The sequence below is a fragment of the Bradyrhizobium betae genome (genome assembly GCF_008932115.1).
Lineage (GTDB): Bacteria > Pseudomonadota > Alphaproteobacteria > Rhizobiales > Xanthobacteraceae > Bradyrhizobium > Bradyrhizobium betae.
In genome coordinates, this window is record NZ_CP044544.1 from 136,966 (window position 1) to 163,813 (window position 26,848).

Consider the following 26,848-nt stretch of genomic DNA (forward strand, 5'->3'; position numbering starts at 1 on the left):
TACAATGAAGCTGCTCGCCGAGGATGATTGAATTGTTCCTGGAGCGTGCGAGGGAGATTTTAGCATAAAATCTTTAGACGCATGGCGATTGCAATCGCGTGGGATTTGCTAACAGCATCAAGTTTCTCGCGTGCTGAAGCGATGTGCTTCGTAACTGTTGACCGAGAAATACCGAGAATGACAGATATTTCCCAATCGGTTTTTCCTTCCGCGGCCCAGAGAAGACAGTCAAATTCGCGAGGCGAGAGCGGTTTAGAACGTGTTAAGTTCGGACGGCGCAAATATAACCAATGGCCGATGGCGAAATGTGCGAGAAAAGTAAGTGCTGATCGGTCACGATTGCTGAGGTCGTCCCTCGCGCCGCCGAATGACAATGCCGCCGTCCGCTGGTCTAATGTGGTGATAGGGATCACAAAGCCCTCCACTAGCCCAAAGTCGGCGGCCTCACCTCCGATAATCCGCACATTGTCTGGGTCGGGACAGGATCTATAACCGTCTGACCAGGAAAATGCATTTCGATCTTTTTGGAGCCGAGCTAAAATCGGATCTCGGGGAAGATAATTTTGATCGACGTATCTGGCTCCCCAGCCTTTAGGGAAATATTGTACTACCGCGCGAGCTTGGATTTCGGTCTTTGAATTTCGCATATCACCCGGTGGTACGATTCCGCCAAACACCGAAGCAAATCCGTAAATTTTAGCGATGTTTATAAGACAGTCTTGAATAGCGTTTTGGTCAGCTGCCTGCTCTATCAGCGAGATAATCTCCCAAGTGCTCCAAAATAAGTCTGTCATTCTCAAGCCATTTGCGACTGATTGCATTCCGATTCGATCTGTCTCAAAAACCTGATGAGAGATCGTCGCGCGGGGCGCGCGATTTAGCGGTGCAGAAGTCGTTGGTATAGCGGTCGGGCGGCGCGAGAACCAAGCCAAAAATTCCTGCTGTATTTGGCGAAGGCAGAGTGTGATATTTTCCGTTTATACTCGGCTGTAGAAGCTTGTTCTCGTGCGACTATTTAAGCGGTGACTGTCGGCTCGATGTTTCTGCGGACTTGTGTAAATGGAATTGGAGTCTTCGTTTCAGAACTTAATCTGAGAACGAACGCGACAACTCGAGACCTGAGAACAAAACAATGCGCGTTCTGCCTTTGGAAGACGATGCCATGATCGGCGAGGGCCTCTCCCGGACGCTTGCCATGGAGGGCATGTCGGTGGATTGGGTGCGTCGCAGCCGGTCAAATACCAGAAGAGGAATGGCATAAATTGCCATGGACACATCTATAATACATGCTTATAACTTCTCCAGCCGTGAGTAATAACGTTCCAATCGTCACAGGAATCAATTGCAATCAACAGGCATATGGTCCGAGCACGCGATCTTTGGCCGGGCGAATGCTTGGGTAGCAGCAAACTCGCAGGGAAAAGAACGGGCATGAACTCCAGTGCCTCTGCCAGCAAATTCGATCGAATCGCGGATAGCGTGGGAAAACTGAACGATAAGGGACGCGGTAGCACCGAACACTCACACTTCTCTTCATTTCCATAGAGCCTGGCGTACTATCCAAGCAAAAGTCGCTCACTGTTGAGAGTTCCTAACAATGCCCCACAACTATGCGATCAACGATGACGTCCACCATCAAGTGCAGGCTCCGCAGGGCAGCGCCGTCGTCAAGGAACGCAGCGTTTACACAGTCATCTCCCGTCTGCCGATCGAAGCCGACGGTCGTCCGCGCTACCGGATCAAGAGCAAGACGGAAAAACTTGAACGCGTCGTAACCGAAGAACAACTCAGTCGCCTCAGCAAATAACTGTGTAGGCTATCAGCGTATTGGATGCTCTGGTCTCGCCTCGGCACCGGTTGTGCGCCCGCAATCGGTGGCCTAGCGGAGCGGTAGATCTCGTTTTAGGTGAGTACGCCTGCGATTTCTTTCGCGAGCCATACTCGCCGCTTCTAACGGAGACAGAAAAATGCGTGAAGCCGTTATCGTTTCCTATGCACGTACCGGGCTGGCAAAATCCGGCCGCGGCGGCTTCAACATCACCCCACCGATGTCGATGGCGGCCCATGCCATCAAGCACGCCGTCGAGCGCGCCGGCGTCGACAAGGACTATGTCGAAGATTGCTATCTCGGCAATTGCGCGCATGGCGCGCCCAATATCGGCCGTCAGGCCGCACTGCTGGCCGGTATGCCGAAATCCACCGCCGGCGTCTCGGTCAACCGTTTCTGCTCGTCGGGACTGCAGACCATCGCGATGGCCGCTAACTCGATCCGTTCGGACGGCGCCGATTGCATCGTAGCCGGCGGCGTTGAAAGCATCTCGATCCCCGGTGGCGGCTCGCCCAAGGAATCGATCGACCCGGACCTGCTGAAGGCCGCGCCCGACATTTTCATGGCCATGATCGACACCGCCGATATCGTCGCCGAGCGCTACAAGCTCAGCCGTGAATACCAGGACGAGTATTCGCTGGAATCGCAGCGCCGCATGGCCGCGGCCCAGCAGGCTAACAAGTTCAAGGACGAAATCGTCCCTATGAAGACCAAGATGAAGGTGGTCGACAAGGCGACGAAGGCCGAGAGCATCGTCGACTACACGGTCGATCGCGACGAGTGCAACCGGCCGGAGACCACCATCGAAGGCCTCGCCAAGCTCGAGCCGGTCAAGGGTGTCGGGAAGTTCGTCACCGCCGGCAACGCCAGCCAGCTTTCGGATGGCGCGGCGGCAGTGGTGCTGATGGAAGCCAAGGATGCCGAGAAGCGCGGACTTCAGCCGCTCGGTCGCTTCGTTGCCTGGGCGGCGGCGGGTTGCGAGCCGGACGAAATGGGCATTGGCCCGGTATTCGCGGTGCCGAAGCTGCTGAAGCGCCATGGCCTCAAGGTCGGCGACATCGACCTCTGGGAATTGAATGAAGCCTTCGCCAGCCAGTGTCTGTATTCGCGCGACCAGCTCGGCATCGACCCCGAGAAGTACAACGTCAACGGCGGCGCGATCGCAATCGGCCATCCTTTCGGGATGACGGGCGCGCGGCTCACAGGCCACATCCTGCTAGAAGGTCGTCGGCGCAAGGCGAAGTGGGGGGTCGTGACGATGTGTATCGGCGGCGGCCAGGGCGGCGCTGGCTTGTTCGAAATCTATAGCTGAGCTCGTCCGCATAAACCGACGCGGAGATGCCCCCTTTTACCCGCTGGGATACGCTATGATTGTTATCCGCATAATAGCATGGCTACGCATAAAACTGACAGGAAAGCATCCGACGCTGCCCGAAGCGCCTGTCGATCGGTTGGTGTTAGATCTTGAGGAGTTCGGGAGGCTGTTAAACAGTGGAGATCCGACGGACATGAAGACGATCGCCCGCTCTATGCACGTGCCTATTGACCCCAAGTTTCACACCGTCAAAAAGCTCTGACTGACCGAAAGGTCGCCTATTCATCCTTGTCGCTTGCGAGTTTGCCAGTCTTCCGATTTATGAAATGAAAATTCCTGCAAGCGGGGCATGTTACCATCTCATTTGTCTCCGCATCGGCGTCTTCGGCCAACCGCACTCGCACGGTGAAGCCGGTCCAAGGACATCGATATAATATCAAATTGGCCATTCCAATTTCTGGCATCACCGAAAGCGGACTCCTTGATCTAGATCAAAAGAGATCAAACCGGCTTGAAGCAGCAGCCGGACGTCAGGAGCTGATCGATTCTTGATGTTCGAAACTGCCCCGAGCAGCCTTGAGCTCGGCCCAGGGTTTGCATACGACGAAGACCGTCGGATTGCCGCATGCGCGCGGGCACGGCGAGCTCTATGATGGCGTTGCGTGATGGTCAGGCGGCCTGCTGATCGGCGGGCTTGTCGGCCTGGCGCAGGAGCTTCCATTCCCAGGGCAGCAGTTCGTGCAGACGCGATGCGGGAAGATCGGCGATACGGGCGAGGACGTCGGCGAGCCAGGCCTTGGGATCGACGTCGTTGAGGCGACAGGTGGTGATCATCGTCAGCATGATGGCGGTACGGTCGGCACCACGCTGGCTGCCGGCGAAGGTCCAGTTGCGCCTTCCCAAGGCGATGCCTCTCAATGCGCGCTCGGCACAATTGTTGGTCAAGCAGATCCTGCCATCGTCGAGGAAGCGGGCGAAGTCGTTCCAGCGCCTGAGCATGTAGTTGATCGGCTTCAGGACATCGGAGGATCGCGAGAGGGTTTCGCGCTCACGCAGCAACCAGGCATGCATGTCTTCGAGAAGCGGCTTGCTCTTTTCCTGGCGCACGGCGCGCCGCTCGTCGGCGCCGCGGCCATTGATGGCGCGCTCGATCTCGAACAACGCATCGAGGCGTCTGACCGCCTCCAGCGCGATCGGAGAGACCGGTTTGCCCTTCTGGCCTTCCCGAGCATTCTTCTCGATGTCAGCCAGCTCGAAGAAGCCCCGCCGCGCATGGGCAAAGCAAAACGCCGGCGTAATCGGCAGCATCTTCTTCTGCGGGTCGAACAGCGGCTCGAAGCCGTTGTAGCAATCGGCTTGCAGGATACCGGCGAAGGCGGCCAGATGCTTCTGGGGATGCTCGCCTCGTCGGTCGCCCGAGGCGTAATAGACCGCCGCCGGCGGCGCAGGCCCGGCGAACGGCCGGTCATCCCGCACATAAGTCCAGATCCGCCCGGTCGTGCACTTGCCCTTCGCCAGGATACGGATGGTGGTGTCGTCGCCATGAAGGCGCTCGGCAGCGAGCACATGGCGTTCGATCAAGTGGAAGAGCGGCATGACGGCGAAGGTCCCGTGGCCGACCTGGTCGGCCAGCGTCGACAACGGCAGGTCGATCCCCTCGCACTTGAAGCGCGCACTCTGGCGGTTGAGCGGGATATGCATGCCGAACTTGTCGAACAGGATCGTCGCCAGCAATTGTGGGCCGATGAAGCCGCGCGGCGTGGCATGGAACGGCGCCGGCGGCTGGCTGATCTTCTCGCAATCGCGGCAGGTGAACTTCTCGCGCACCGTCTCGATGACCTTGAAGCGACGCGGGATCTCCTCCAGCGTCTTGGTCACATCCTCGCCGATCTTCGCCAGCCGCGATCCGCCGCAACAGGCGCAGCTCGTCGGAGCCTCGATGACGACGCGCTCGTGTTCGATGTCGTCCGGCCATGGCTTGCGAACCGGCCGCTTGCGCGTGAAGGCGCGGACTTTCTGCGTCTTCGCCGCCGCGGCCTGCGCGGCAAGCTCATCCTCGCTTGCCGTGGTGACGAGTTCTTCAAGTTCCAATTCCAACTGCTCGATCAGCCGTGCCGTGCGCTCGGAGCGCTGCCCATACAGTTCGCGTTTGAGCTTCTCGATCCGCAGCTCGAGATGCGCGATCAGCGCCTCGTTGTCCGACAGCTCCGCCCGCGCACTGGCAGCCACCGCCTCGGCTTGCAGCCGCGCCTCACGCTCGGCCTGCAGCGCCGCTAGGGCACTCACAAGGTCCGATGGAAGATCGTCCGGCTTCGATATTGACCTGACGGATATTTTGGACCAGCGGGATGGAGATTACTGCATCGCCGCGTTCCGTTCCAGATGCAGTATTTCCGGCGATGACGTTTGCGGTGCGGGCGGTCGATAATGCAACGATGAGTGCGGTCGGATCGTGTTATAGTGCTTGCGCCATTGCTCGATGACGACGGTGGCCTCCTTTAAGCTGTAGAAGATTTCTCCGTTGAGGCATTCATCTCGCAGCTTGCCGTTGAAGCTTTCGCAGTAACCGTTTTCCCAGGGGCTGCTAGGTTCGATGTAGAGCGTTTTTACTCCCAGCCCTGCAAACCAACTGCGCACGATCTTGGCCGTCATCTCCGCGCCGTTGTCCGACCGGATGTGGTCGGGGACACCGCGTTCGAGCATCACATCGGCCATCGTGTCGATGACGCCAAAGCTGTTGATCCGGCGCGCCACTCGGATGGCCAGGCACTCGCGGGTGAACTCATCAATCAGGGTCATCAGCCGGACCTTGCGGCCGTCGTGGGTCTGAGCCTCAACGAAGTCATAGCTCCAGACATGGTTGCGATGCTGTGGTCGCAGCCGGATGCAGGATCCGTCGTTGAGCCACAGCCGGCCCCGCGGCTTTTGCTTCCTGGGTACTTTAAGCCCCTCCCGGCGCCAGATCCGTTGAACCCGATCACACCCGACCTGCCAGCCGGCGTCGACAAGCAGGGATGTGATCCGGCGATAGCCATATCGTCCGTATTGGGAGGCTAAGGAGACAATCGCTCTCGTCAGCGCATCTTCATCAGCACGGACAATGGTGGTGTATCGCTGCGTCCCGCGGTACTGGCCGACGATCCGACAGGCATGGCGCTCCGAGAGCCTGTACTTCTCCCGGATGGCTTCTACCGCCTGTCGGCGCCGTTCAGGGCTTACAAGTTTCCCGAGGCAACGTCCTTGAGCACCTGTTTCTCAAGCGATAGATCGGCGACCAGCCGCTTGAGGCGCACGTTCTCGCGCTCGAGATCCTTCATCCGCCTGGCCTGATCAAGCTCCAGCCCACCGTATTCCTTCCGCCAGCGGTAGTAGCTCTGCTGCGAAATCCCGGCTTCCCGACACGCTACCGGCGCTCCTTTGCCCTGCGACATCAACACTTCGATCTGACGGAGTACCACTACGATTTGCTCCGCGCTGAATCTCTTCTTCGGCATAACCAAAGCTCCTTTCCAAGCTCATTTTCTCACAAAGCTTGGTCCAAAAAACCCAGGTCAGGTCAGGTCAGCGAAGGCGGTTCCGCTGTTACACGTAAGTTGACGCGATCGAAGATGCGAGATTTCTTTTCGAAAATCGAGCCTTGCCGCATCGGCCTGGAAGCCTGCGGCTCAGCACATTATTGGGCCCGCGAGCTCCAAGCGATGGGGCACGAGGCATTTTTGATGCCACCGGCTTACACCAAGCCTTACGTCAAACGCGGCAAAAATGACGCCGTCGACGCGGAAGCTATCTGCGAAGCAGTCTCCCGCCCCGGAATGCGCTTTGTACCGATCAAGAGCGCGGAGCAACAAGCGTGCGCATTTCGCTGATCGTGAGCAGCGATTTCAGTCGATGGTGAGCGCTCGTTTCATTTGATCGTGAGCAGGTATTTCAGGCGATCATGAGCAGGCGCCTCGGCCGACATGGTGATTGTGTTCAGGGGTTTAAGTTTGCGTCAAGAGCCTGGTTGCGGGCGTTCTGCTTTCGCATGCTTTCTCCGGTAAGTTGAAGGCGGTGAGCGTTGTGAACGAGACGATCCAGGATGGCGTCGCCCAGGGTGGGGTCGCCGATAACGTCGTGCCAATGTTCGACGGGGATCTGGCTGGTGACGATGGTCGAGGCGCGACCGTGGCGATCATCGAGGATCTCCAGCAGGTCGCGCCGTTCGGGCGGATTGAGAACCGACAGACCCCAATCATCGAGAATGAGGAGCTGAACGCGCCCGAGGGTTTTGAGCATGCGGCCATAGCGGCCGTCGCCCCGAGCCAGGGCGAGGGCCTCGAACAGGCGCGGGACGCGATGATACTGGACCGAACGATTGTCGCGGCACGCCTTGTGGCCGAGGGCGCAGGCAATCCAACTCTTGCCGAGCCCGGTCGAGACAGCGTCACAATGCCGGGTGTCCGGCGTTCGAGGTTTTGATCCTCTATCCGTTCCATCCTCGGGCCGGGCAGATGGTGCAGGTCGAGCACCGCAAGCGCTTCGCCGGCGAGGACCATCTGGTCGTGGTGCAGCCCGACGGGACACTCGCCCTGATCCCGGCCTGGATGAGCGAGGATATTGCTCGCTCTGCAACGCTCACAGCAAGCCCTCGGTTGGCTGTCGAAAGGCTCGTCGAGCTGCGGGCGCGAATCGATGTGCTTATCGCCTCTCAAGGCGGGGCATGGCCCCCGCGTGAAGGAGGGGATCATGCAACCAAGACGCCACTTGCAACGGGGCCTGTTCGAGGAGGATCGCCAGACGCCGGAGATTCCGGCGTCGCAGAGAAGCACTCTCGTCCGCCTGATCGAGGGGCTGCTGGTCGAGGCCCTCGCCGACGGCGCCAATATCGAGACGGGCACGCCAACCACAGAGACGAGGGAGGCCGCTGATGAGCAAGATCACGCCTGAGCACCTCGCCCGTCAGGCCGTCGTCTACATCCGTCAGTCGACGCCTGATCAGGTCGTCCACAACCTGGAAAGTAAGCGCCGTCAGTACAATTTGCCGGAGCGCGCGCGACAGCTGGGCTGGAGCGATGTTGCCGTCATCGATGACGATCTCGGCCGCTCCGGCGGTGGCGTCGCGCGGCCCGGCTTCGAGAAGCTGCTGGCCGCCATCTGTGAGGTCCGCGTCGGGGTCGTGGTCTCGATCGAGGCGTCGCGGCTCGCACGCAACGGTCGTGACTGGCACACGCTGCTTGAGTTCTGCGGTCTCGTCGGCACACTGATCGCCGACGAGGACGGCGTCTACGATCCGCGACAGCCCAACGATCGCCTACTGCTCGGCATGAAGGGCACCATGAGCGAGATGGAGTTGTCGGTACTGCGCCAGCGCTCGCTCGAAGCGCTGAAGCAGAAGGCGCGCCGGGGCGAGCTGTTCATGACGGTCGCCGTCGGCTACGTGCGGGTCGGCCACAACCGCATCGAGAAGGACCCGGATCGGCGCGTCGGCGAGGCGATCGCGCTCGTCTTCGCCAAGTTCACCGAGATGCAGTCGGTGCGTCAGGTGCACCTCTGGTTCAGACACGAGCGCGTTCCGTTGCCCGCCGTCACCTATGGCGCCGAAGGCCGCCTGGTCGAGTGGAAGCTGCCGGTCTACAACACGATCCTGCACATTCTGACCAACCCAATCTATGCCGGCGCGTATGCATTCGGGCGCACCGGCAGCCGCATCAGCATCGAGGCCGGCCGCAAGAAGGTGGTTCGCGGCTTCAAGAAGGAGCGCAAGGATTGGGAGGTGTTGATCCCGAACCATCATGAGGGTTATCTGAGCTGGGCGGACCATGAGAGGAACCTCGGCCTGATTGCGGACAACGCCAACGGCAAGAACCCGATGAGCCGCGGTGCCCTGCGCCGAGGTGAGGCTCTGCTCGCCGGCCTGCTGCGCTGTGGCCATTGTGGGCGCAAACTTCACGTCGCCTACTCCGGCAAGAACGGCAACACCGGTCGCTACCATTGTCGGGGCGGCGCCAACAATCATGGCGGTGACCCTTGCATCTCGTTCGGCGGCATGCGGATCGATCGTGACGTGGCCGCCGAGGTGATCGAGCGCCTGCAGCCGCTCGGTATCGAGGCGGCACTCGCCGCGCAGGCTGCGCGCAGCCGTGCGAACGAAGACAAACGCGGCCAAGTCGAGCTGGCGCTGGAGCAGGCTCGCTATGAGGTGGGGCGCGCGCGCCGCCAATACGATGCCGTCGATCCCGACAACCGCCTCGTCGCCGCCGAGCTGGAAAAGCGATGGAACGACCGGCTGGCGGTCGTGCGCAATCTGGAGACCGAGCTGGAGGGACTGACGGCTTCGCCCGCTGTTGATCTCACACCTGCTGACAGGGAGCGGCTGATGACGCTAGGCGCCGACCTGGAGCGTGCTTGGTCAAGTGCCGGCGTGGCACCCGAGACGCGCAAGCGGATCGTGCGAACGCTGATCGACGAGATCGTCGTCCGCGTCGAGGACAACGCGCTCGATCTGGTGATCCGCTGGCACGGCGGCGACCACTCCGCTCTCAAGGTCAAGAAGAATCGCTCCGGCCAGCACCGCTGGAGCGCAACGGGAGAGACAGTCGATCTCGTGCGCGTGCTGGCGCGGCAGATGCCGGACAAAGCAATCGCGTCGGTGCTCAACCGCTCCGGCAAGACCACGGGGCGCGGCAATGGCTGGACCAAGTCGCGAGTGTGCAGCTTGCGCAGCCACAACGACATCGCAGCCTATCGCGAAGGCGAGCGCCGCGACCGCGGCGAGGTCACTCTGGACGAGGCGGCCGCGGCCCTCTCCGTCAGCCCGTCAACCGTGCGACGTCTGATCAAGGACGGCCAGCTCGCGGCGAGCCAGCTTTGCAAAGGGGCACCTTGGATCATCAAAGCAGCCGATCTTGAGCGTCCTGACGTCAAACGAGCTGCCACCGCGCGGCGCCTCAGACGTCCGCCGTCCGGCAATCCGCTACAAAAAGAACTGGAACTCTAACGAGATAGAAAGGTGAGCATTATGAAGCGGGCTCGGTTGCCCCGGTGATGAGCAAATTCTCGTTGCGGCGGATCCAGTCACCGACGATGAGCCTGGCGAAGACGGCGCGATCGATGCCGCGTGGCGTGCGCCAATCGACATCTTCCACGCATGCGGTCTGGCGCAGCGCGGCGAACTTGAGGCGGGTCGTAAGACGTTTGGTGTCGCGCTCGGCGGCTTCGCGATCGACCAGCAATCCGACGCGCTCCTCGAACGACAGGGCGTCGAGATCAGGTGATCGTCGCTGCTCTTCGAGGGCTTTGGCCATTCCGGTCAAGCCAAGCGTAATCAGCCGTTCATGGGTGGGGTGCGTCAGCATTGAGATCTCCCTGTTCAGTGGAAATAGCCCTGACCGCGGATGTTGCCGTGGCGCAGGGGCTGGTGATCGGACGTCTCGTCGAGGAAACCGCGATCAAGGCCGTTCTTGAGGATCGAACGGATCGAGGCGACGGATCGAGCCTTGATGAGGATGCCGCGTCGGCAGGCCGCATCGAGGCGCGCATTGTCGTAGCTCCTGGCCAGCGACAGGATGCCAAGGCATGTCCGAAAGCCTTGCTCGGGATGCGGCCGGGCATCGATGACGATCTGGAAGAACGCGGCGGTCGAGGGACCGATCTTCTCGCCGGCCGCAATCAGGCCTCCCGGCGTCCACTTGCCGTAGCGGCGATGCGCGCTCGGCATATGATCGGCGATCGTGGTGTGGCCGCGCCGGTTGGGCGCACGGGGGTGGCTCGCGACCCTCTGACCCCTGTGGAAGATCTCGACGGTCTTGTCGGCGATGCGCACATCGACGAGTTCTCGGATCAACCGGTAAGGGGTGGAATACCAATGACCATCGATCTCGACATGATAATCGGGGGCGACGCAGCAACGCTTCCAGCGCGCAAAGACGTAGGGCTGGTCCGGCAGTTTTGCGAGTTTGAGACGATCGATCTCGGCGAACAGTTCGGCGCGGCTGGAGCCAAAACCGCGCATCTGGCGGGCATTGAGTTCGACGAGCAGCACCTGAATTGCGGCATTAAGTTCCGCCAGGGAAAAGAAACGCTGGTTGCGCAGGCGAGCCAGGATCCAGCGCTGCGCGATCTGCACGGCGACCTCAACCTTGGCCTTGTCCTTTGGCCGCCTCGGCCGGGCCGCCAGGATCGCGGTGCCATAATGGGCAGCCATCTCGGCATAGGTGCGGTTGATCCCGGGATCGTAGCGATCGGGGTTGGTCACGGCGGCCTTGAGATTATCGCAGACTACGAACTTCGGCACGCCGCCGAGATACTTGAACAGATTGGTATGCACGCCGATCCAGTCGGACAGGCTCTCGCTTGGGCAGGCCTCGGCGTAGGTGTAGTTCGAGGCTCCCATCGCCGCCACGAACAGCTTCATGGCGCGCACTTCGCCGGTGACGGGATCGAAGATGTCGATGGTGTCGCCGGCGAAATCGACGAACACCTTCTCCCCAGCCACGTGGGTTTGACGCATGCTGGGGCGCGTGCGCTGCTTCCAGGCCTCGAAGGTCGTGCAAAACCAGGTATAGCCAAAGCCGTCCGGATTGGCGGCGCGATACTCTTCCCACAACAGCAGGCGGGTCACGCTGCGCCGGCGCAGTTCCTTCTCCACATAAACCCAATCGGGGGCTGGTCGCCGGTCGCTCTGCGAGGCTGCCGTGGGCGCCGGGAACAGCAACAGCTCCAGCCCCTCGTCGTCCATGCCCTCCGGCAGCGGCCAGCTCAGCCCTGCAAGGCGCGCGCGCCGCACATAACCATGCACGACGCCATTGCTCACCCCCAACATCCGCGCGATGACGCGCTCGGTCAGGCCCTGCTGCCTCAAACGTAGAACTTCTCGGATCCGGCGCATCGACAATCTCTCGGTAGGCATCAGGCTTCCTCATTCGTTGAATGAGAAATCCGTAGCTCGGTTGAGTTGTCGGCCGAAGCGTCCGGCACCGCCAAAAGGTGCTCACGATCGCCTGAAATCGCTGCTCACGATCCTCTGAAATCGTTGCTCACGATCCCGCGAAATCCCTGCTCACGATCGTCTGAAATCCGTGCTCACGATCCTCTGAAACACGCATCAAGCGACGCTGACGTTGCACAAAACGCGAGATCTTCTGGTCAAGCAGCGGACGATGACAGTCAATGCTTTGCGCAGTCATCTGGCGGAGTTCGGGATTATTGTCGCCAAGGGCATCGGGCATGTCAGCGATTTGCTCCAATTGGCTGAAACGGACGCGAGGCTTCCGAGTGTAGCCAATGCAGCGGTGAAGGCCTTGGCGCATCAAATCGACGCGATTGATCAATCGCTCGACGATCTTGAGAAGGAGATCGCCAACGCTCATTCACGAAGCGAGATTAGCCAGTTGCTCGTTGAAATTCCTGGCGTCGGCAAACTCACTGCTACGGTGATCTCCGCCAGCATGCCAGATCCGAATGTCTTCAGATCGGGACGCGATTTTGCCGCTTGGCTTGGCCTTACGCCAAGGCAAAACTCAAGCGGAGGCAAGCCATCGCTCGGGGCCATCACCAAGCAGGGGAATCAATACATAAGGAAACTGCTCGTGCTCGCGGGGACGTCGCTGCTAAATGTCGTGGGCAAACGTAAGGGCGTCTTGCGGGACTGGATCGTCGGGCTGTTGGCGAAAAAGCCCGCGCGCCTCGTGACGGTCGCAATTGCGAACAAGCTCGCTCGGATCATCTGGGCGATGATGAAGACCGGCGAAAGCTTCCGCACCGAGATGTTCATGAAAGCATGAACAATCCACTCGTCTCTGGATGGAGCATTCTAAAGGGAGATCTGTAGTCTCAAGTTTGGTGAGCACGGCGAGACATGATGAATGACACGGTCATTACCGAAGACCAGGAAAAACCCGACCAGTCGTCTGAGCGTAAAGCTCGCATCCTTGATGCGGTTCCCGGTCGTCGGATTTCATCAGGGCCAGCGGAGGCATAATCTCTGCATTAACAGGCCGGACATACGATCGAAGCCGACCAAGTCGTTCAAAATGTCAAAAAGTGCTTGCCATCAGAGGCCGTCCACATACGACGACTGGGGACCCGAACCGCTCACCGCCGACCAGCGCCGCGATCTGCTTGAGATCGTCGATGATCGCTACGACAAGGGATCCTTGTTGATCACAAGTCAGGTCCCCGTGCCGCAATGGCATGACGTCATTGCCGATCCCACCCTCGGCGATGCGATATTGGATCGCATCATTCACAATGCACACCGCATCGAGCTCAAAGGCGACAGCCTGCGCCGTCAGGCCGGCGAAAAGAAAAAACCATGATCGCCTCACGCCCGATCGCCCCGCCGGCCCACAGGCCCCTCCCATGGACCGCCGGGACGATCTCCAAACCAACCCGCCAGCCTTGACCAGGAGGCCATTTCCAGCACACATACACTCGTCAGTCGTGTTCGTCTCCGGACGTGATCGCGATCACTGGAATCCGTGATCACCATCACCTGGAACACCTGATCACCATCCCTGGAATGCGCAGGCATTGCTCGAAGGCCAGGCCGGCAAGGCTCTCCTCGCCGACAAAGCCTATGACAGCAATGCCTTTCGTGCCCTCATCGCCGACATGAATGCCGAGGCGGTGATCCCCTCAAACCGCAGCCGCAAGATCCTGATCCCGCACGATGCCGCGGCTTACAAGCATCGCAACCGCATCGAGCGCTGCTTCAACCACCTCAAGCACTTCCGCCGCTTCGCGACACGGTGCGCTGCTGCGTATCGTTAGACCTAAAATTGTACTCGCTCCAAGTGAGGAATTCTAGTATGTAACAACGTATCTCCAGCGTTGTTACTCGCCGATTGACGATGCCTCCCGTGATCAACCATCCTCCCTCTTTTCCGTTGCTGAACGTCTTGGTTGGCGACGATGAAGCCGGCCGGCTTTTCTGCAACGCTGCGGAAATAGAGGCGATGCTTCGGGTCGAGGCGGCGCTCGCTGGGGCTGAGGCCGACCTGGGCTTGATTGAGAACGAAGCGGCACAACGGATTGCTGACGTTTGCCGGGATTTGAGCGTCGACTGGGACAGCTTGGCAGCGGGTCTCGCGCGGGATGGCGTCGTAGTGCCGGACCTCGTACGACAGTTGCGCGCTGCCGTTGGTGAGAGGTACGCACAAGCGGTCCATCTTGGCGCGACCAGCCAGGACATCGTGGACACCGGCCTCGCATTGCGCCTAAAGGATCTCGCAGCACTCCTGCTCGACCGGCTCGACGCGGTAATCGGTGCGCTTGCCGAGCTAAGGCGGCGCGACGGTGCTGTTCCACTGATCGCCAGAACCCGAATGCAACGGGCTCGACCATTCACTGCGGGTGCTAAGCTTGCTACCTGGATCGCTCCGCTCGAGCATTACCATGCGGCTCTTCGCGACCTCATGCCCCGGCTGCTCGTTATTCAATTCGGTGGGCCGATCGGGACTCGCGAAGACTTGCGGGGACAAGGCGATGCCGTCGCCGACGCCATGGCCTCGCGGCTCATGCTAGGCTCCACCCCACCATGGCACGCGCAGCGTGATCGTATCGGGACATTCGCAAGCTGGCTATCGCTGGTATCTGGAACTCTAGGCAAGATCGGTCAAGACATTGTTCTCATGACGCAGAACGAGGTGGATGAAATTCGTCTCGGTTCATCGGGAGGCGGCTCTTCATCCATTCCGCATAAGTCGAACCCCGTTCAGGCCGAGATGCTAGTGACACTGGCGCGCTTCAATGCAGGCTTGCTCGGCCTTCTTCATCAAGCCCTCGTGCACGAGAACGAGAGATCCGGCTCGGCATGGACGCTTGAATGGCTTGTTCTTCCTCAGATGGCAATCTCGACCGCCGCCTCACTGCGAAAGGCTTGTGCTCTACTGGGAGGGTCTGTCCGTTTCGTCGCATCCTCACCCGACTTCCAACGACCGTCGGAACAAAGACTGAAGGACTGAACCTCGACTCGAATGTACAGGCTGCCGCGCCTAATTGATGTACCTTCAAATGCCGGTCTGGACAAAGGCCTGCCTGCGACAGGCCCTCAACAGCTGTGGGGCAAACCGACATAATTCTCGGCCAGCGAAGCCGCGGCGGCTTGCGAGCCCGTCGCGTGATCAAGTTCGGCGATCTGCATATGAGCTGTGAACGTGTCCTGATCCGGGAAGCGATGGAACATAGAGGTCATCCACCAGCTAAACCGCTGAACCCGCCAGATGCGCGCAAGACAAATTGTGGAATATGCGTTCAGTTTGTCTCGCCGGCCGGCACGATAGTGCTCGATGAAACCGGCTGCCAGGCATTTGATATCGGCGACGGCCAGATTCATACCCTTTGCTCCAGTCGGGGGCACAATATGGGCAGCATCTCCGGCGAGGAACAATGACCCGTACTGCATGGGCTCCACAACGAAGCTGCGCATCCGCGTGATCACACGATCGAGGATCGGGCCGCGGGGAAGCCGCTCGCTGTTATCGGCATTCAACCGGACTTCGAGTTCGTCCCATATCTTATCCGCGGGCCAGCTTTTCGCCGCTCCGTCCGGATCACACTGAAGATTGTGCCGACTCAGTCGCTTGTTTCGCATCGAGTAGATAGCGCCACCGCGCTGGTGATGCGCATAGATCAATTCGTGCGATGCCGATGGCGCCTCGGCCAGTATGCTCAGCCAGGCAAAGGGATATTCACGAGATAGCACCGACAGGACGCCGTCGGGAATGGAGGGCCTCGACACTCCGTAGAAGCCATCGCAGCCGGCAATAAAATCGCAACTAATCTCGATCGGTCCTTCGGCGCCGCGGCCGCGTATGCATGGCGCTCCCTCGTCTATGCCTTCAAGGTGAACATCGTCGATCTCGAAGTGCAGCGGATAGTTCTCCTGTTCGAGCGCGGCAAGAAGATCCTTGACGACTTCCTGCTGTCCGTAGACCGTAATAACCTTTCCGCCCGTCAGTTCTGAAAGGTCGATGCGTCGCCGTTCGTTGGCGAAGCGAATCTCGAATCCCTTGTGCAGCAGACCGTCGCGACAAAGCCGATCACCAAGTCCCAGCTCGATCAGAAGATCGCGCGTCGCCTGCTCCATAACGCCGGCGCGAACGCGACCCAGAATGTAGGAACGGCTCCGCTTTTCGAGAATGACCGAATCGATCCCCGCCCTTCTCAACATATATGCCAGCAAGAGCCCGGCAGGCCCCGCGCCAATTATTCCAACTTGTGTTCGTATTTTCACGGGCATGAGCCGTTCCTCAGGTCTTGGAGTCGAGCCATCATTGCGAAGGCGATAAGTGGGGTGGGGATTTTGAAACCGGTCACAGATCAAAAAACACGGTTTCTGCTACTCCCTGCAGATGGATGTCGAAGGGGTAGATTACCTTGTCGTCTCGCGCCTGACGCGGCGCGATGAGCGTCTGCCGGCGGACCTCCCATTCGATGCTTTGAAGCACGGGATCGGCAGCGTTGGCCGGCGCTTCATCCGCGAAATACATGCGGGTGTGCAGACCAATATTGATGCCGCGCGCCACGATCCAGAGATTGACGTGGGGAGCCATATGATCTCCAAGTCGCCCGCGCACGGCCCCCGGTTTGATGGTATCGAAGGCATAGATACCTGCCTCGGCATCGAAACAGGCCCGACCATATCCAACAAAGCCTTCATCGAGCGCCTTGTCCTGACAATCGCCCGGATGTCGATAGCGTCCGCCGGCATTCGCCTGCCAGAGTTCGATCAACCCATCCAGCACTGGGGTGTTCAAACCATCGAATATCCGCGCCTCGATGCGAATGCGCTCGCCGCGGGTATTGGCGTCCGTAAGGACCGAACCGAACAGCGTCTTGAATGTGGTGATACCGGCATACTGCGGGGCGAGACCGATATGTAGATAAGGTCCGGCCGTTTGCGAGGCGGTTTCGGTCAGAAGCTTGACTGGGTCGATCACGTGTCATCTCCTCGTGCATTTTCGAACCAGGTCGCCCGTCGCCCTCTGAGCACGATATCGAATCGATAGGCACGGCTATCCATCGTCACAAATCGCGCCTCGTCCTGTACGGCGATGAGACGGTCGATCTGCGCCGAGGTCGGAATCGTTCCCACGATGGGACACGATCGGATCAGAGGGTCGCCCTCGAAATACATTTGAGTGATCAGACGTTGGGCCCATCCCGATCCGGAGATCGAGAAGTGGATATGTGCGGGACGCCAGTCCAGGCCGACCGGATAGGCTCCCGGACGGATCGTGCGGAAGCGATAGTGACCTTCGGCATCGGTAAGGGTGCGACCGTTACCCCCGAAGTTGGGATCGAGCGGCGCGAGATACTGATCCTTTTTGTGCCGGTAGCGACCGCTCGCATTGGCCTGCCAAATCTCAATAAGGGCGCCCGGCACGGCTCGCCCCCATTGATCCAGCACATAACCATGAATGATTATCCGCTCCCCAAGCGGAAGCCCGTCCTGGGCTCCATTGAGGATCAGATCATTGTCGGCGCGCTCGAAAGCGACCTGGTCGAAGGTTGGACCCGTTATTTCCGAAAGGGTGCTCGCCAGGGGAATCAGAGATCTCCGGGGTGAGCGCAACTCAGAGAAACGATACTTCGGCGTGTAGGTTGCAGGATGAACATTGAGATCGCGCGGAATAAACTCGCCGAAGCTATCGTGTTTTTTCATTCTATCGTCTCCTCGCAGGCGGCGCGCCCGCCGTCAATTAATGCCGAGCGCTACCGCCGGTTCTTCTCAAGCAATTCACGGGCATCTTGAAGCAGGCGTTTTCCGTCGCCACCCTTTTTTGCAATCTCGGCGAACCAAGCGTCGTAAACCTTCTCGCTTGCCGCCTGCCAGCGCTTTAATTCATCCTGCGACAGGGAGGTCACCTTATCGCCGTTCTCGATGGCCTGCTTTCTGAAAGGCTCGACGACGTCGTCGAAGGCTCGCCGCCCGGCCTGCCCGGACATCTCGATCCCTCCATTTTCATCGATGACCTTCTGCAGGTCGGCTGGGAGGGACTTGTATTTGTTCTCGTTCATGACGAAGGCAAAAATGGAGTTCGAGAACTTTCCCGCGTCCGCCGGCGTCTCCAAAGAGAATTTGGCAATTTCCTGAAATTTCACCGCCGGCACGCCCTCCCAAGGCACCATAGCGCCATCGACGACGCCCTTGGTCATCGATTCAGGTACCTGCGGCAGCGGCATCTGCACGGGAGTTGCGCCAAGCGCTGTCAACATCACCGCATTGACGCGATTGGCGGCACGGATCTTGAGTCCCTTAAGATCCTCCAGCGTCGCTACCGACTTGGAAGTGGAGTGGAGCACCGCGCCATCGTGTACATGCATGAAGATCGGGTGAACGCCTCTCAATTCATCCTTCGAATTCTTCTCCATGTAGGCCCACAAAGCGCGGCTGCCTTCCTCGGCGGAGCGGATGAGGAACGGAAGTTCAAATACCTCCGACTTCGTGAAACGTCCCGCCTGATAGCTGAGGACGGTCCACACGATGTCGACGGCGCCATCGCGCGCCTGATCAAACAACTGGGCAGGCGTCCCGCCAAGTTGCATGGCTGGATAGATCTGGCACTGCAACCGCCCGTTCGAGTCCTTGTTGATCTTATCGCACCATGGCTTGATCAAGTTCGTATGGGCGTTCGAGGTTGCCGGCAGGAAATGATGAACCTTGAGCGTCGTCGTCTGGGCGCTCGCGGACTGAACGGCAACGACAGCAAAGATGCTTGCAAATCCGAGAGCTCGTAGTCTTGTCTTGATCATGATCGCTTCTCCTCCTCGGTGACTTGTTCAGTAGAGATCACTAATGAAATGCACGCACCAGAAACAACGATATGCCCGGTATAAATACCAGCAGGATGAGGCGTATGGCGTCCGACAGCAGGAAAGGCATTACGCCCTTGAAGGTCTGGGTGAGGGGAACGTCCTTGGCGAGACGGTTGATGATGTAGACGTTCATGCCGATAGGCGGATGAACCAGACCGATCTCGACCACCATAAGGGCCAGGATGCCGAACCAGATCGACTTCTCGTCGGGCGACAGGCTAAAGAAGTCGAGACCCATAACCATCGGATAAAAGATCGGAATGGTCAGCAGGATCATCGCGAGCGAGTCCATCACCGATCCAAGAAAGATATAGATCAACAGAATTATGAGCATGATAGTGAGTGGCGGCATGCCGCTGCCTTTCGCCCATTCCGCCAGCGTAACCGGCAATTGGGAAAGAGCGAGAGTATGGTTCATCATGTCGGCGCCGAGCAGCACCAGATAGATCATCGCGGTGGTTTGCGCAGTGCCGAGTACGCTTGCCTTCAGGCCCGGTAGTCGCATTCCGCCCGTCGTGACCGCCAAGAAGCCGCATGCCGCCGCGCCCAGCGCGGCCGCTTCCGTTGGCGTCGCCCAGCCGCCATAGATGCCCACAACCACCACCAGGAAGACAAAAAGAACGGGAGAGACTTGCAGAAGGGCTTGAATGCGCTCGGAATTGGAGGCACGTGGGCCCGCAGGCCCCGCGGCAGGATCGAAAGCTACGATGATGCGGATGACCAGCATGTAGCCGAACATCGCAAGCAATCCTGGGACGGCCGCCGCCATGAAGAGCTTGCCGATCGATTCCTGCGTCAAGACCGCGTAGATGATCAACGGAACGGAGGGCGGGATCATGATGCCGAGCGTGCCTCCGGCCGCCAGCGCTCCGGTCGCCAAGCTTCCCGAATAGCCGTATCGGCGCAGTTCGGGTAGAGCCACTTGCCCCATCGTTGCCGCCGTGGCGAGCGAAGAACCGCAGATCGCACCGAAGCCCGCACAGGCGCCCACGGCCGCCATCGCCATGCCGCCGCGCCGGTGGCCGAGAAATGCCCTGACGAATCCGAATAAAAGCCGGCTCAGTCCGCCATGAGTCGCGAATTGCCCCATGAGAAGAAACAACGGGATAACCGCAAGGTCATAGTTCGAGAGCCGTGCGAACGGCAGGTAGTTCAGATTGACGAGGAAGGTTGCGATGCTGCCGTCGGTGAGCAGAAGATATCCCGCCGCACCGGCGACGAACATTGCTACTCCGATCGGCACGCGGAGCGCGAGGAGAAGCATCAATCCGCCGAAAACGAGAAAGGCGGTTTGCGTCCCGCTCATCGTACGCTCCTGTCCAAAGAGCCGTACGCGTTGCGGAGTGATAATGCGGCCATATAAAATCCGGAGGCGGCGAGCAAAACGAAGCCCGGTACCATCAGGATCTGGGGAATCCAGACCGGCCAGGCAAGAATGGTCGAAGTCTCGCCATAGAGCCGCACCGACAAAGCCCCGACAGTGGCGCGCCATCCAAGTAACAGCGCCATTCCCGCCAGCAATAACGATCCGACGCCGTCAAGCATATCAATGGCCCAGCGAGGCAGCGAATTGGTAAAGAAGTCGACCTTGACGTCGCCGCGAGTAAGATGGCACCAAGCAAAAAAGGTCGACACAGAGGAGGCCGCACTGAGCTGCAAAACTTCGACGTCGCCGGGCACCGGAGCTGACCAGAGCTTGCGACCAACGATCGAGACCACCGACATCACGACAAGCGCGACGAGTACGATCCCGCCCGCGATCGCGAGCCATTTGCTGGCAACCATTAACATCTTGCCGATAGGTCCGAACTCTTCACTCGGGCAGGTCCCGATATCGATGCCGGGGTCGTGCATGGCGCCCTCCATAATGCAACTAGTCGAGGCAGAGAGGCGGGATCGTAGCCTCTCCGAGCAGTCTCAGAGGGTTGTCAACGAGGATCGCCGTCCTTACCCGCTCTTCCGGGACGAAAGCCGCGAACGCGTCGAGAAGCTTTCCCGCGTCGGGGAACCGGCCGGCGTCGAAGTACCCCGTGTGGGGCCAATCGCTTCCCCAAAGAAGGCGCTCCGGCGCCACCGCCACGAGCCGGTGCGCGAACGGCACGACATCGGTATAGGGCTGGCCTTGATGGGAAATTCGGTCCGCGCCGCTGATCTTGACCCAGATGTTGTCACGCCCGGCGAGCGAAACCAACACTTCAAAGGAAGGATCATAGAGTCCATGCCGCGGGTCGATGCGGCCGAAATGATCGATGACAACGGGAATGGGGATCGACGCAATCCATGATTCCAGTTCAGGCAACGCGGATCCGGCGAAATGCAGTTCAACGAACCATCCTAGATCGCCAATGCAATGAAGAACATGATCGAACACTGCGCGGTCTAGCGTCCCTCCATGTTGAGGATTGAAGGCAAAGCGCACCCCACGCGCTCCTGCGCGATGCAGAGCGCGACAGCTTTCCGGGGTCGCCGTACCGTCAAGCCGGACCACGGCGAGATATTGGCCCTCCGAACGCGCGGTCGCGTCGAGATCGACGGTGTTGTCGAACCCGTGCGTATTGGCGTGCACGACGAAGCCACGCTCGATGCCCAAGGCCTGATGAAAACTGCGGCAGGCCTCGAACGAGGCGTCAGGTGGGGTGTATTTACGGTTCGCGGCAAAGGGAAACCTATTCTGCGGCCCGAGAACGTGGAAATGAGTATCCCAGCTGCCTGCGGGCAACGACCACGTCGGGCGAGATACCCTCGCCGGAGGTCCGAGACAGTCCCTTATTACAACTTCGGTGTCCATCAGATCAGCATCTCTCTCCCAAGCGTTGTTTGTAAGTATGCATACTATGATATAAGATGGCAAGCCATGAGCAAAGCCCCTGTCAAACTCCGCCACTCTCCGCCCGATCTTCATGAACGACCGGGCTTTCTGGTACGACGCGCGAACCAGATCCTGATGAGTCTCGCCGAGCAAGAAACCGCGAAGATTGGCCTCACGCCGCCTCAGCATGTCCACCTGCTGGCGCTCGGACGATGGGGCGCACTCGATCAGATCACCCTCGGCAAAGCGCTCGGCATCGACCGTGCGACTGTCGGGCAAGTCGTCGGCCGTCTCGAAGCGCGCGGCTTACTGCAGAGAAAGCTCGACCCGAAAGACGGCCGGCGACGAATCGTCGCGCTAACCTCGCGCGGCCGGGATTTGCTCAAGCCTGCAAACGCGGCGGCTCTCAACGTCTCCGAGCGCCTTCTTGCCGCTCTCGACCAGAGGGAGCGAAAAGAGATTGTACGGCTTCTCACCAAACTCGTGACGGCGTTGGCCGATGAAGCTCCGACGATCGCCGAGCCCGTGGCGGCCACCTCTCGGACTGGGACTGGTACGCGCGCATCGACCGGCGCGCTAAGGGCGCGGAGGCCGCGAAAATTTGCGGGTTTAACCCGAGACTGAAACGGATATCCAAATGCTCCAGTCATTTACATTCGATAGCGCCATCCCACGGGTGGTTTTTGGCGTCGTCGGCCTCGACGTGCTGGCGGCCGAGACTGCTTCGCTCGGCGTGTGCGCCCCACTTCTGGTGACGACACGCCGAGGTGCCGCGAAATGGACCTCGTTTCCGGATTCTTCGCCCTTCGCCATCGCCGGCCTGTACGATGGGGCGGAGGTCCACACTCCTGTCAATGTGACTGAAGATGCACTTCGTTATGCACGATCCGTTAGAGCGGATGGTTTCGTCTCATTCGGAGGCGGCTCATCGATCGGTCTCGGCAAGGCATTGAGCCTACGCACGGGCCTGCCACATCTTGCGATCCCCACCACCTATTCGGGCTCGGAGATGACCTCCATCCTCGGCGAAACCAGCCAGGGCAAGAAACAGACGCACCGCAACCGGGCCATTCTACCAGCGACCGTCCTGTATGATGTATCGAATACCCGAGATTTGCCCACTCCAGTCTCGGTAATGTCGGGCTTGAACGCGATCGCCCATGCAGTCGAGGCGATGTATGCCCAGAATGGAAGCCCGCTGATTTCCGACATCGCCGAACGCGCGATCAGTGCAATGGCGAGAGCCATCCCGAACATCGTTGAAACACCGTCCGATCTCGTTGCCCGCCAGGACGCGCTCTATGGAGCCTGGCTCGCCGGCATATGCCTCAATGCGGCAGGAATGGGGCTTCACCACAAGCTTTGTCACGAATTGGGCGGCGCCTTCGATTTACCTCATGCCGAACTTCACGCGATTCTTCTTCCTCACACGCTTGCGTACAACCAGATCGCAATGGCAGAAGCGTACGGGCGCCTTCAAGCCGCGCTCGGTGATCCCTCGCCGCAGCACCGCTTGTTCGAATTTGCTAGAGTGGACGGAATTCCCCGCTCCCTGGCCACCCTCAAAATGCCGCGAGAGGGCATCGATTCGACAGTCGCACGGGTATTATCGAATCCATATTGGAATCCGCGTCCGCTGGAGGCAGCTCCTCTCCGCGACCTTATCGAACGCGCCTGGAATGGCGCGGTTCCCGACTCGCCAATGTAGAGACAACCGAACTTTTGCAAGAAGCATCGCCGCCAGTGGCGCCATGCGGCGATATCGATCCAACCTCGGCGATCAAGCCGAAAGGCGCAATCATCCGGCTCGTCGCGCGATACCCTACAATCGCTATCGTCCGAAATGCGATTTAACCGCAAAAGCCGCAATCATGGCAACGAGTTGCACCTCGCAACGCCTGTAATGGCAATCGCTGACTGGATGGTTGCGTCGTCGAGCTGTATCGCCAAGCTCGTCCAAATATCAGGCAGGGCGAATATAGGACCCAGCCGCTACCGCGAAGCCGCCTGCCTCGCCGCCGCAGTTGCGCGATTCGTTGAATCAGAAGTATAGGATTTGTATGGGTTAGAAATCTCGCGCCGGTAAGGATTGTCTGGTTATGATCTGAGATCGTTGAATGTGATTGCAAGCGCATCAGGCGCTCGACCCGGTGCTGACCGCAATCGATACACAAGCAAGCTCATCGCAGACCAGCAGGCCCGTACCATCGCCGATGTGTTGAATAACGACGCATCCGCGCGCGTTGGATGGTCGCTGGCTGCGGGATCCGGCTATCTCGAATTTTCGATGCGCAGATTTCTCGTGAATAGTTCGGATTTGACTTTCAATGGACTTGCGGGTGTGACGCCGATCGCCGGTTTTCCCCCTGAAAGCCTCGAACGAATCGAAGCCCTCAAAGGTCCAAGCGCCATGCTTAATGGCGCCAGCCTTCATGGAAGCCTGGGAGGGGCGATCAACGCCGTGCCCAAGCGCGCGCTCGACACGCCGGTGACACAACTGACGGCGACATACGACTCGAGAAGCCAGCTCGGCACCCATATCGATTTCGGACGGCGGTTTGGTGACGCGAAAGAGTTCGGCATGCGGTTCAACGGCGTCTATCGAAACGGAGGCACTCCGCTCGACAGACAGTGCGCTCTCGCTCTGGACTATTGCGGCGAGCGATTCCGAATGTCAGTGGACCTCGGCTATCATGATCAAACGCGAGATCAGCCTCTAAACAAGATGAGCGTACGGCCCGGATTCTCCATCCCTGCGCCACCCGCTCCGGGGTCCAATTTCCAGCAGCCTTGGGGATACATGGGAATTACGGACCGCTATGGCATCGTCCGAGCCGAATACGGCCTTGCGCCAAGCTGGACAGTTTTCGCTGCCATTGGGCGAAGAACCTCCCAGAGCGAAACGCTCGACTCGATTAGCTCTCTTATCAACGCGAGGGGCGATATCGCGCAGACCTTTGCTTAAGGGAAGCTAGTAGAAGAGGATAGAAGCTGGATCTGGATCGATAATTTCAAAGATTCGCGTGTCGCCCGCAGTTTCATTAGCCATAAGTATGACGCAGCGCTCAAATCTGAGATCGCGCTCCTCGTTGGCGAGAATGCGTGATGGCCAAGAAAACCACACGCCGCGATCGCGTTGTCGCCGCCGGTCAGTTGTTGTTCGGCGAGACGCGTTGGCAAAGCCCGCTGGCGCGTCTTTCCGGCTTGTCGCCGGCGCTGATGCAAAAGATCGCCGACGGCACCCGCGAGGTGACGGATGACGTCTACAGCAAGGTTGCGCAGGCCCTGCTCGGGGAGATCGAGCGCATGAATAAGGCGACCAACCGCGTCGGTGAAATCGCCGGCGCGATGCTGGCAGATCTGGATGGCGAGAAATGACCAAAATTCTTGACATGATGGCCCGCGAACACGCTGCAGCAGAGTCTGCGCGGCGGCTATTCTCCGCGTCCAGATAGGTCCGCGCAGCCGCGTCGAGGCCAAGGCGTTGGCGCAGCAACTCGCCACGCTGTGCCAAACGATCTGTGCCGCAGCTGCCGATATCAGGAACGCAATGCCCATGAGCTCGCCGCCGCCCAGTGAAACCGCTCTCGTCCGGCACGTCATCGATGCCTGTCAAAATGCCATCAAGCAGGCGGTGACCCAGCCGTCGCGCGTCAACGGTCTCGCCAATGGGCTTGGTGCGGCGCTGAGGTCGCTGCAACTTATCCAAAGCGAGGTTGCCAAGGGCAGCGCCGGCGCTTCGGTCATCATCGACAACGCCGATGCGCTGACTCGTAACGCCCTTAGCGATGTTCTGCGTATTGCGTCGCAGCCAGATGACGCACTGGCTGCGCTGGCGGCAGTGAGCGACGTGGCACCGCCTGCGCCGTCCCCGGCTTTCGATCCGACAAGTCGGCCGCGGGGCAGACCCGCTCCAGCCACTCATTGCTGCCGCTTTTCAGTGAAATCTCGCAGGCCTACATCGACATGCGCATCGAGCGCGACGGTGAAAATCATGCGGACATTTCCATCCTAAAGCTTCGCCGACAAGCGTTTCTGGATGTGGTTGGTGACCGCACGCCCGACAAATACTTCCCGTCCCATCTTCAGGCCTTCGTCAGCAGGATGCAGTACTGGCCGGCGAACGTCACCAAACGTGCGGATATGGAAGGCAAGTCAACTCGCGATGTCTTGGAGGAAAACAAGACCTTCGCGTTGAAGACCATGAAAGATAGCTACGTCGCCAATGTGCGCACGATGATGCGGTATAGCATGCAGGATAATCACTATCGCGATCCATTCGCCGGAGTGAAGATAGCGTATCCGCAGACACTGATACCATCCAAGCCACGCGAAGGGGTGGCCATGGATGTTACCAATCGGGTTTTCCGCAACGGTGTCGCGTCCGGCTTTCTCGACGAGGCCATGCTGCCGCTGCTCGCCAAGCTCACGTCGCGTCGTCTTGGACTTCTCACGTTCCTACGCGCTGACGACATCCGCCAGAAAGACGATGTCTGGATCGCGCAAACCGACGGCATCGTGGAGGTCAAGGACGAGAAAACGGGCAAGAAGTCGTGGCGGCGCGTTCCGATCAAGACCTCGGAATCGATGACATTCTACGTCCTGCACAACTACCTCGATGAGATCGGTTTCGTTGCATGGATGCGCTCGCGCAAGGGCTTCATCTTTGAGGCGGCGCGCGAACACCCCGACCCCTCGAAATACATGTCGAAAACGATGCAGAATCATATGAAACGCTGCGGTGCCAAGGGAGGTGAGGTTTTCCATTCGCTGCGTGGTGACGCGATCGACGAGATGCGGGGGGCGGACATCGAGGGTCGTGCGCGCCGGCTGCAGTCAGGACATGAACAGTGCACGACAACTACGGTTTCCGCGCGCTCACGGCCAAACAATGCCAGTACCTCGCCAGTAGGCCGCTTCAGGAGGGAATCGACTGGTCTGTATTCAGGGGGCTTGATTTCGATGCGAGGTGCCGTCGCGGAGTTGGTAGGAATTGAGGGTGGCGTAGTCTCCGGGGTGATCAACCTCGAATCATCCGGCGTTGAAGCGTCGGACTGGAGACTACGCCATGACCAAGCTTACCACGAAGCCTGATTCC

24 protein-coding genes and 4 pseudogenes are annotated in these 26,848 nt (G+C 59.5%); 15 read left to right on the forward strand and 13 right to left on the reverse strand.

Annotated elements, in window-relative coordinates; genetic code table 11:
- Window positions 1-59 precede the first annotated feature (59 nt).
- Window positions 60-821, reverse strand: coding sequence for a helix-turn-helix transcriptional regulator (locus F8237_RS35120; RefSeq protein WP_244626176.1), 762 nt, complete (start codon window positions 819-821; stop codon window positions 60-62).
- A 776-nt stretch (window positions 822-1,597) separates the two neighbouring features.
- On the opposite strand from F8237_RS35120, the gene F8237_RS35130 reads away from it, so the two are divergent.
- The gene (locus F8237_RS35130; RefSeq protein WP_100957209.1) at window positions 1,598-1,807 is read left to right on the forward strand and encodes a hypothetical protein; all 210 of its coding nucleotides are present in this window, start codon (window positions 1,598-1,600) and stop codon (window positions 1,805-1,807) included.
- 160 nt (window positions 1,808-1,967) lie between these two features.
- A complete protein-coding gene (locus F8237_RS35135) occupies window positions 1,968-3,140 on the forward strand; it encodes an acetyl-CoA C-acyltransferase (protein ID WP_100957207.1) in 1,173 nt (390 codons plus the stop codon).
- Between the two features lie 672 nt (window positions 3,141-3,812).
- Here F8237_RS35135 and tnpC read toward each other — a convergent pair.
- Window positions 3,813-5,462: an IS66 family transposase gene (tnpC, locus tag F8237_RS35145; protein ID WP_100957203.1), complete on the reverse strand. Its 1,650-nt coding sequence runs from the start codon at window positions 5,460-5,462 to the stop codon at window positions 3,813-3,815.
- 36 nt (window positions 5,463-5,498) lie between these two features.
- A protein-coding gene (locus F8237_RS35150) for an IS3 family transposase (RefSeq protein WP_100957201.1) occupies window positions 5,499-6,637 on the reverse strand; the annotation gives its coding sequence in 2 pieces (ribosomal slippage) (window positions 5,499-6,373 and window positions 6,373-6,637; 1,140 coding nt in all).
- A 75-nt stretch (window positions 6,638-6,712) separates the two neighbouring features.
- Here F8237_RS35150 and F8237_RS35155 point away from each other — a divergent pair.
- Window positions 6,713-6,994: pseudogene (locus tag F8237_RS35155) on the forward strand (IS110 family transposase); the annotation flags it as partial.
- 121 nt (window positions 6,995-7,115) lie between these two features.
- Here F8237_RS35155 and F8237_RS35160 read toward each other — a convergent pair.
- A pseudogene (locus tag F8237_RS35160) lies at window positions 7,116-7,556 on the reverse strand (ATP-binding protein); the annotation flags it as partial.
- A gap of 312 nt (window positions 7,557-7,868) precedes the next feature.
- Here F8237_RS35160 and F8237_RS35165 point away from each other — a divergent pair.
- Window positions 7,869-8,069, forward strand: coding sequence for a hypothetical protein (locus F8237_RS35165; RefSeq protein WP_151650822.1), 201 nt, complete (start codon window positions 7,869-7,871; stop codon window positions 8,067-8,069).
- On the forward strand, window positions 8,050-10,119 hold the full coding sequence (locus tag F8237_RS35170) for a recombinase family protein (protein WP_100951630.1): 2,070 nt from the start codon (window positions 8,050-8,052) through the stop codon (window positions 10,117-10,119). The genes F8237_RS35165 and F8237_RS35170 overlap by 20 nt, the downstream gene beginning before the upstream one ends.
- A gap of 34 nt (window positions 10,120-10,153) precedes the next feature.
- Here the strand turns inward: F8237_RS35170 and F8237_RS35175 are convergent.
- Together F8237_RS35175 and istA are read right to left on the reverse strand one after the other, a co-directional pair.
- Window positions 10,154-10,477 (reverse strand): annotated as a pseudogene (locus F8237_RS35175) (ATP-binding protein); the annotation flags it as partial.
- Window positions 10,478-10,491: 14 nt separating this feature from the next.
- Window positions 10,492-12,030: an IS21 family transposase gene (gene istA / locus F8237_RS35180; protein WP_100957199.1), complete on the reverse strand. Its 1,539-nt coding sequence runs from the start codon at window positions 12,028-12,030 to the stop codon at window positions 10,492-10,494.
- Between the two features lie 250 nt (window positions 12,031-12,280).
- Here istA and F8237_RS35185 point away from each other — a divergent pair, with 250 nt between their 5' ends.
- The 4 genes and pseudogenes from F8237_RS35185 (at window position 12,281) to F8237_RS35200 (ending at window position 15,085) form a co-directional block, all read left to right on the forward strand.
- Window positions 12,281-12,904, forward strand: coding sequence for an IS110 family RNA-guided transposase (locus F8237_RS35185; protein ID WP_100957197.1), 624 nt, complete (start codon window positions 12,281-12,283; stop codon window positions 12,902-12,904).
- A 288-nt stretch (window positions 12,905-13,192) separates the two neighbouring features.
- Window positions 13,193-13,438 (forward strand): annotated as a pseudogene (locus tag F8237_RS35190) (ATP-binding protein); the annotation flags it as partial.
- Window positions 13,439-13,652: 214 nt separating this feature from the next.
- Entirely contained in the window at window positions 13,653-13,892 is a 240-nt protein-coding gene (locus tag F8237_RS35195; RefSeq protein WP_051404400.1) for an IS5 family transposase, read from the forward strand.
- A gap of 80 nt (window positions 13,893-13,972) precedes the next feature.
- Window positions 13,973-15,085, forward strand: coding sequence for a 3-carboxy-cis,cis-muconate cycloisomerase (locus tag F8237_RS35200; protein ID WP_024585202.1), 1,113 nt, complete (start codon window positions 13,973-13,975; stop codon window positions 15,083-15,085).
- Window positions 15,086-15,171: 86 nt separating this feature from the next.
- On the opposite strand, the gene F8237_RS35205 is transcribed toward F8237_RS35200, so the two are convergent.
- The 7 genes from F8237_RS35205 to F8237_RS35235 form a co-directional block, all read right to left on the reverse strand.
- Complete coding sequence (locus F8237_RS35205; RefSeq protein WP_244626177.1) at window positions 15,172-16,362, reverse strand: 4-hydroxybenzoate 3-monooxygenase; 1,191 nt, start codon at window positions 16,360-16,362, stop codon at window positions 15,172-15,174.
- A gap of 73 nt (window positions 16,363-16,435) precedes the next feature.
- Window positions 16,436-17,062, reverse strand: a complete 627-nt coding sequence (gene pcaG, locus F8237_RS35210) for a protocatechuate 3,4-dioxygenase subunit alpha (RefSeq protein ID WP_024585204.1) — start codon at window positions 17,060-17,062, stop codon at window positions 16,436-16,438.
- Complete coding sequence (pcaH, locus tag F8237_RS35215) at window positions 17,059-17,787, reverse strand: protocatechuate 3,4-dioxygenase subunit beta (RefSeq protein WP_024585205.1); 729 nt, start codon at window positions 17,785-17,787, stop codon at window positions 17,059-17,061. Before pcaH ends, pcaG begins: the two co-directional genes overlap by 4 nt.
- A gap of 50 nt (window positions 17,788-17,837) precedes the next feature.
- The gene (locus tag F8237_RS35220; RefSeq protein WP_029880289.1) at window positions 17,838-18,878 is read right to left on the reverse strand and encodes a TRAP transporter substrate-binding protein; all 1,041 of its coding nucleotides are present in this window, start codon (window positions 18,876-18,878) and stop codon (window positions 17,838-17,840) included.
- A gap of 40 nt (window positions 18,879-18,918) precedes the next feature.
- A complete protein-coding gene (locus F8237_RS35225; protein ID WP_024585207.1) occupies window positions 18,919-20,247 on the reverse strand; it encodes a TRAP transporter large permease in 1,329 nt (442 codons plus the stop codon).
- Window positions 20,244-20,795: a TRAP transporter small permease gene (locus F8237_RS35230; protein ID WP_024585208.1), complete on the reverse strand. Its 552-nt coding sequence runs from the start codon at window positions 20,793-20,795 to the stop codon at window positions 20,244-20,246. Before F8237_RS35230 ends, F8237_RS35225 begins: the two co-directional genes overlap by 4 nt.
- A gap of 19 nt (window positions 20,796-20,814) precedes the next feature.
- Window positions 20,815-21,660 carry an amidohydrolase family protein gene (locus F8237_RS35235; protein ID WP_157817367.1) on the reverse strand — a complete coding sequence of 282 codons (846 nt, stop codon included), beginning with the start codon at window positions 21,658-21,660 and terminating at the stop codon, window positions 20,815-20,817.
- A 135-nt stretch (window positions 21,661-21,795) separates the two neighbouring features.
- On the opposite strand from F8237_RS35235, the gene F8237_RS35240 reads away from it, so the two are divergent.
- From F8237_RS35240 to F8237_RS35265, 6 genes are all read left to right on the forward strand, one after another.
- Window positions 21,796-22,374 (forward strand): MarR family winged helix-turn-helix transcriptional regulator, encoded by a 579-nt coding sequence (locus tag F8237_RS35240; RefSeq protein WP_024585210.1) that lies wholly within the window; start codon window positions 21,796-21,798, stop codon window positions 22,372-22,374.
- A gap of 13 nt (window positions 22,375-22,387) precedes the next feature.
- Entirely contained in the window at window positions 22,388-23,458 is a 1,071-nt protein-coding gene (locus tag F8237_RS35245) for a maleylacetate reductase (protein WP_024585211.1), read from the forward strand.
- 411 nt (window positions 23,459-23,869) lie between these two features.
- Window positions 23,870-24,715 (forward strand): TonB-dependent receptor plug domain-containing protein, encoded by an 846-nt coding sequence (locus tag F8237_RS35250; protein WP_244626193.1) that lies wholly within the window; start codon window positions 23,870-23,872, stop codon window positions 24,713-24,715.
- 140 nt (window positions 24,716-24,855) lie between these two features.
- Window positions 24,856-25,128, forward strand: a complete 273-nt coding sequence (locus F8237_RS35255) for a hypothetical protein (protein WP_024585213.1) — start codon at window positions 24,856-24,858, stop codon at window positions 25,126-25,128.
- Window positions 25,129-25,234: 106 nt separating this feature from the next.
- Window positions 25,235-25,765, forward strand: a complete 531-nt coding sequence (locus F8237_RS35260; protein WP_145987137.1) for a hypothetical protein — start codon at window positions 25,235-25,237, stop codon at window positions 25,763-25,765.
- A complete protein-coding gene (locus F8237_RS35265) occupies window positions 25,717-26,844 on the forward strand; it encodes a site-specific integrase (RefSeq protein WP_151650824.1) in 1,128 nt (375 codons plus the stop codon). Before F8237_RS35260 ends, F8237_RS35265 begins: the two co-directional genes overlap by 49 nt.
- Window positions 26,845-26,848 lie beyond the last annotated feature (4 nt).

Excerpts from the sequence above, each read along its gene's own strand:
- F8237_RS35200 (WP_024585202.1), top strand. The coding sequence starts at position 13,973 with ATGCCTCCCGTGATCAACCATCCTCCCTCTTTTCCGTTGCTGAACGTC.
- F8237_RS35165 (WP_151650822.1), top strand. The coding sequence starts at position 7,869 with ATGCAACCAAGACGCCACTTGCAACGGGGCCTGTTCGAGGAGGATCGC.
- F8237_RS35255 (WP_024585213.1), top strand. The coding sequence starts at position 24,856 with ATGGCCAAGAAAACCACACGCCGCGATCGCGTTGTCGCCGCCGGTCAG.
- F8237_RS35240 (WP_024585210.1), top strand. The coding sequence starts at position 21,796 with ATGAGCAAAGCCCCTGTCAAACTCCGCCACTCTCCGCCCGATCTTCAT.
- F8237_RS35205 (WP_244626177.1), bottom strand. The coding sequence starts at position 16,362 with ATGCCCGTGAAAATACGAACACAAGTTGGAATAATTGGCGCGGGGCCT.
- F8237_RS35170 (WP_100951630.1), top strand. The coding sequence starts at position 8,050 with ATGAGCAAGATCACGCCTGAGCACCTCGCCCGTCAGGCCGTCGTCTAC.
- F8237_RS35245 (WP_024585211.1), top strand. The coding sequence starts at position 22,388 with ATGCTCCAGTCATTTACATTCGATAGCGCCATCCCACGGGTGGTTTTT.
- F8237_RS35120 (WP_244626176.1), bottom strand. The coding sequence starts at position 821 with ATGCAATCAGTCGCAAATGGCTTGAGAATGACAGACTTATTTTGGAGC.
- F8237_RS35185 (WP_100957197.1), top strand. The coding sequence starts at position 12,281 with ATGACAGTCAATGCTTTGCGCAGTCATCTGGCGGAGTTCGGGATTATT.
- istA (WP_100957199.1), bottom strand. The coding sequence starts at position 12,030 with ATGCCTACCGAGAGATTGTCGATGCGCCGGATCCGAGAAGTTCTACGT.
- F8237_RS35225 (WP_024585207.1), bottom strand. The coding sequence starts at position 20,247 with ATGAGCGGGACGCAAACCGCCTTTCTCGTTTTCGGCGGATTGATGCTT.
- F8237_RS35220 (WP_029880289.1), bottom strand. The coding sequence starts at position 18,878 with ATGATCAAGACAAGACTACGAGCTCTCGGATTTGCAAGCATCTTTGCT.
- F8237_RS35130 (WP_100957209.1), top strand. The coding sequence starts at position 1,598 with ATGCCCCACAACTATGCGATCAACGATGACGTCCACCATCAAGTGCAG.
- F8237_RS35230 (WP_024585208.1), bottom strand. The coding sequence starts at position 20,795 with ATGCACGACCCCGGCATCGATATCGGGACCTGCCCGAGTGAAGAGTTC.
- pcaH (WP_024585205.1), bottom strand. The coding sequence starts at position 17,787 with ATGAAAAAACACGATAGCTTCGGCGAGTTTATTCCGCGCGATCTCAAT.
- F8237_RS35265 (WP_151650824.1), top strand. The coding sequence starts at position 25,717 with ATGCGCATCGAGCGCGACGGTGAAAATCATGCGGACATTTCCATCCTA.
- F8237_RS35135 (WP_100957207.1), top strand. The coding sequence starts at position 1,968 with ATGCGTGAAGCCGTTATCGTTTCCTATGCACGTACCGGGCTGGCAAAA.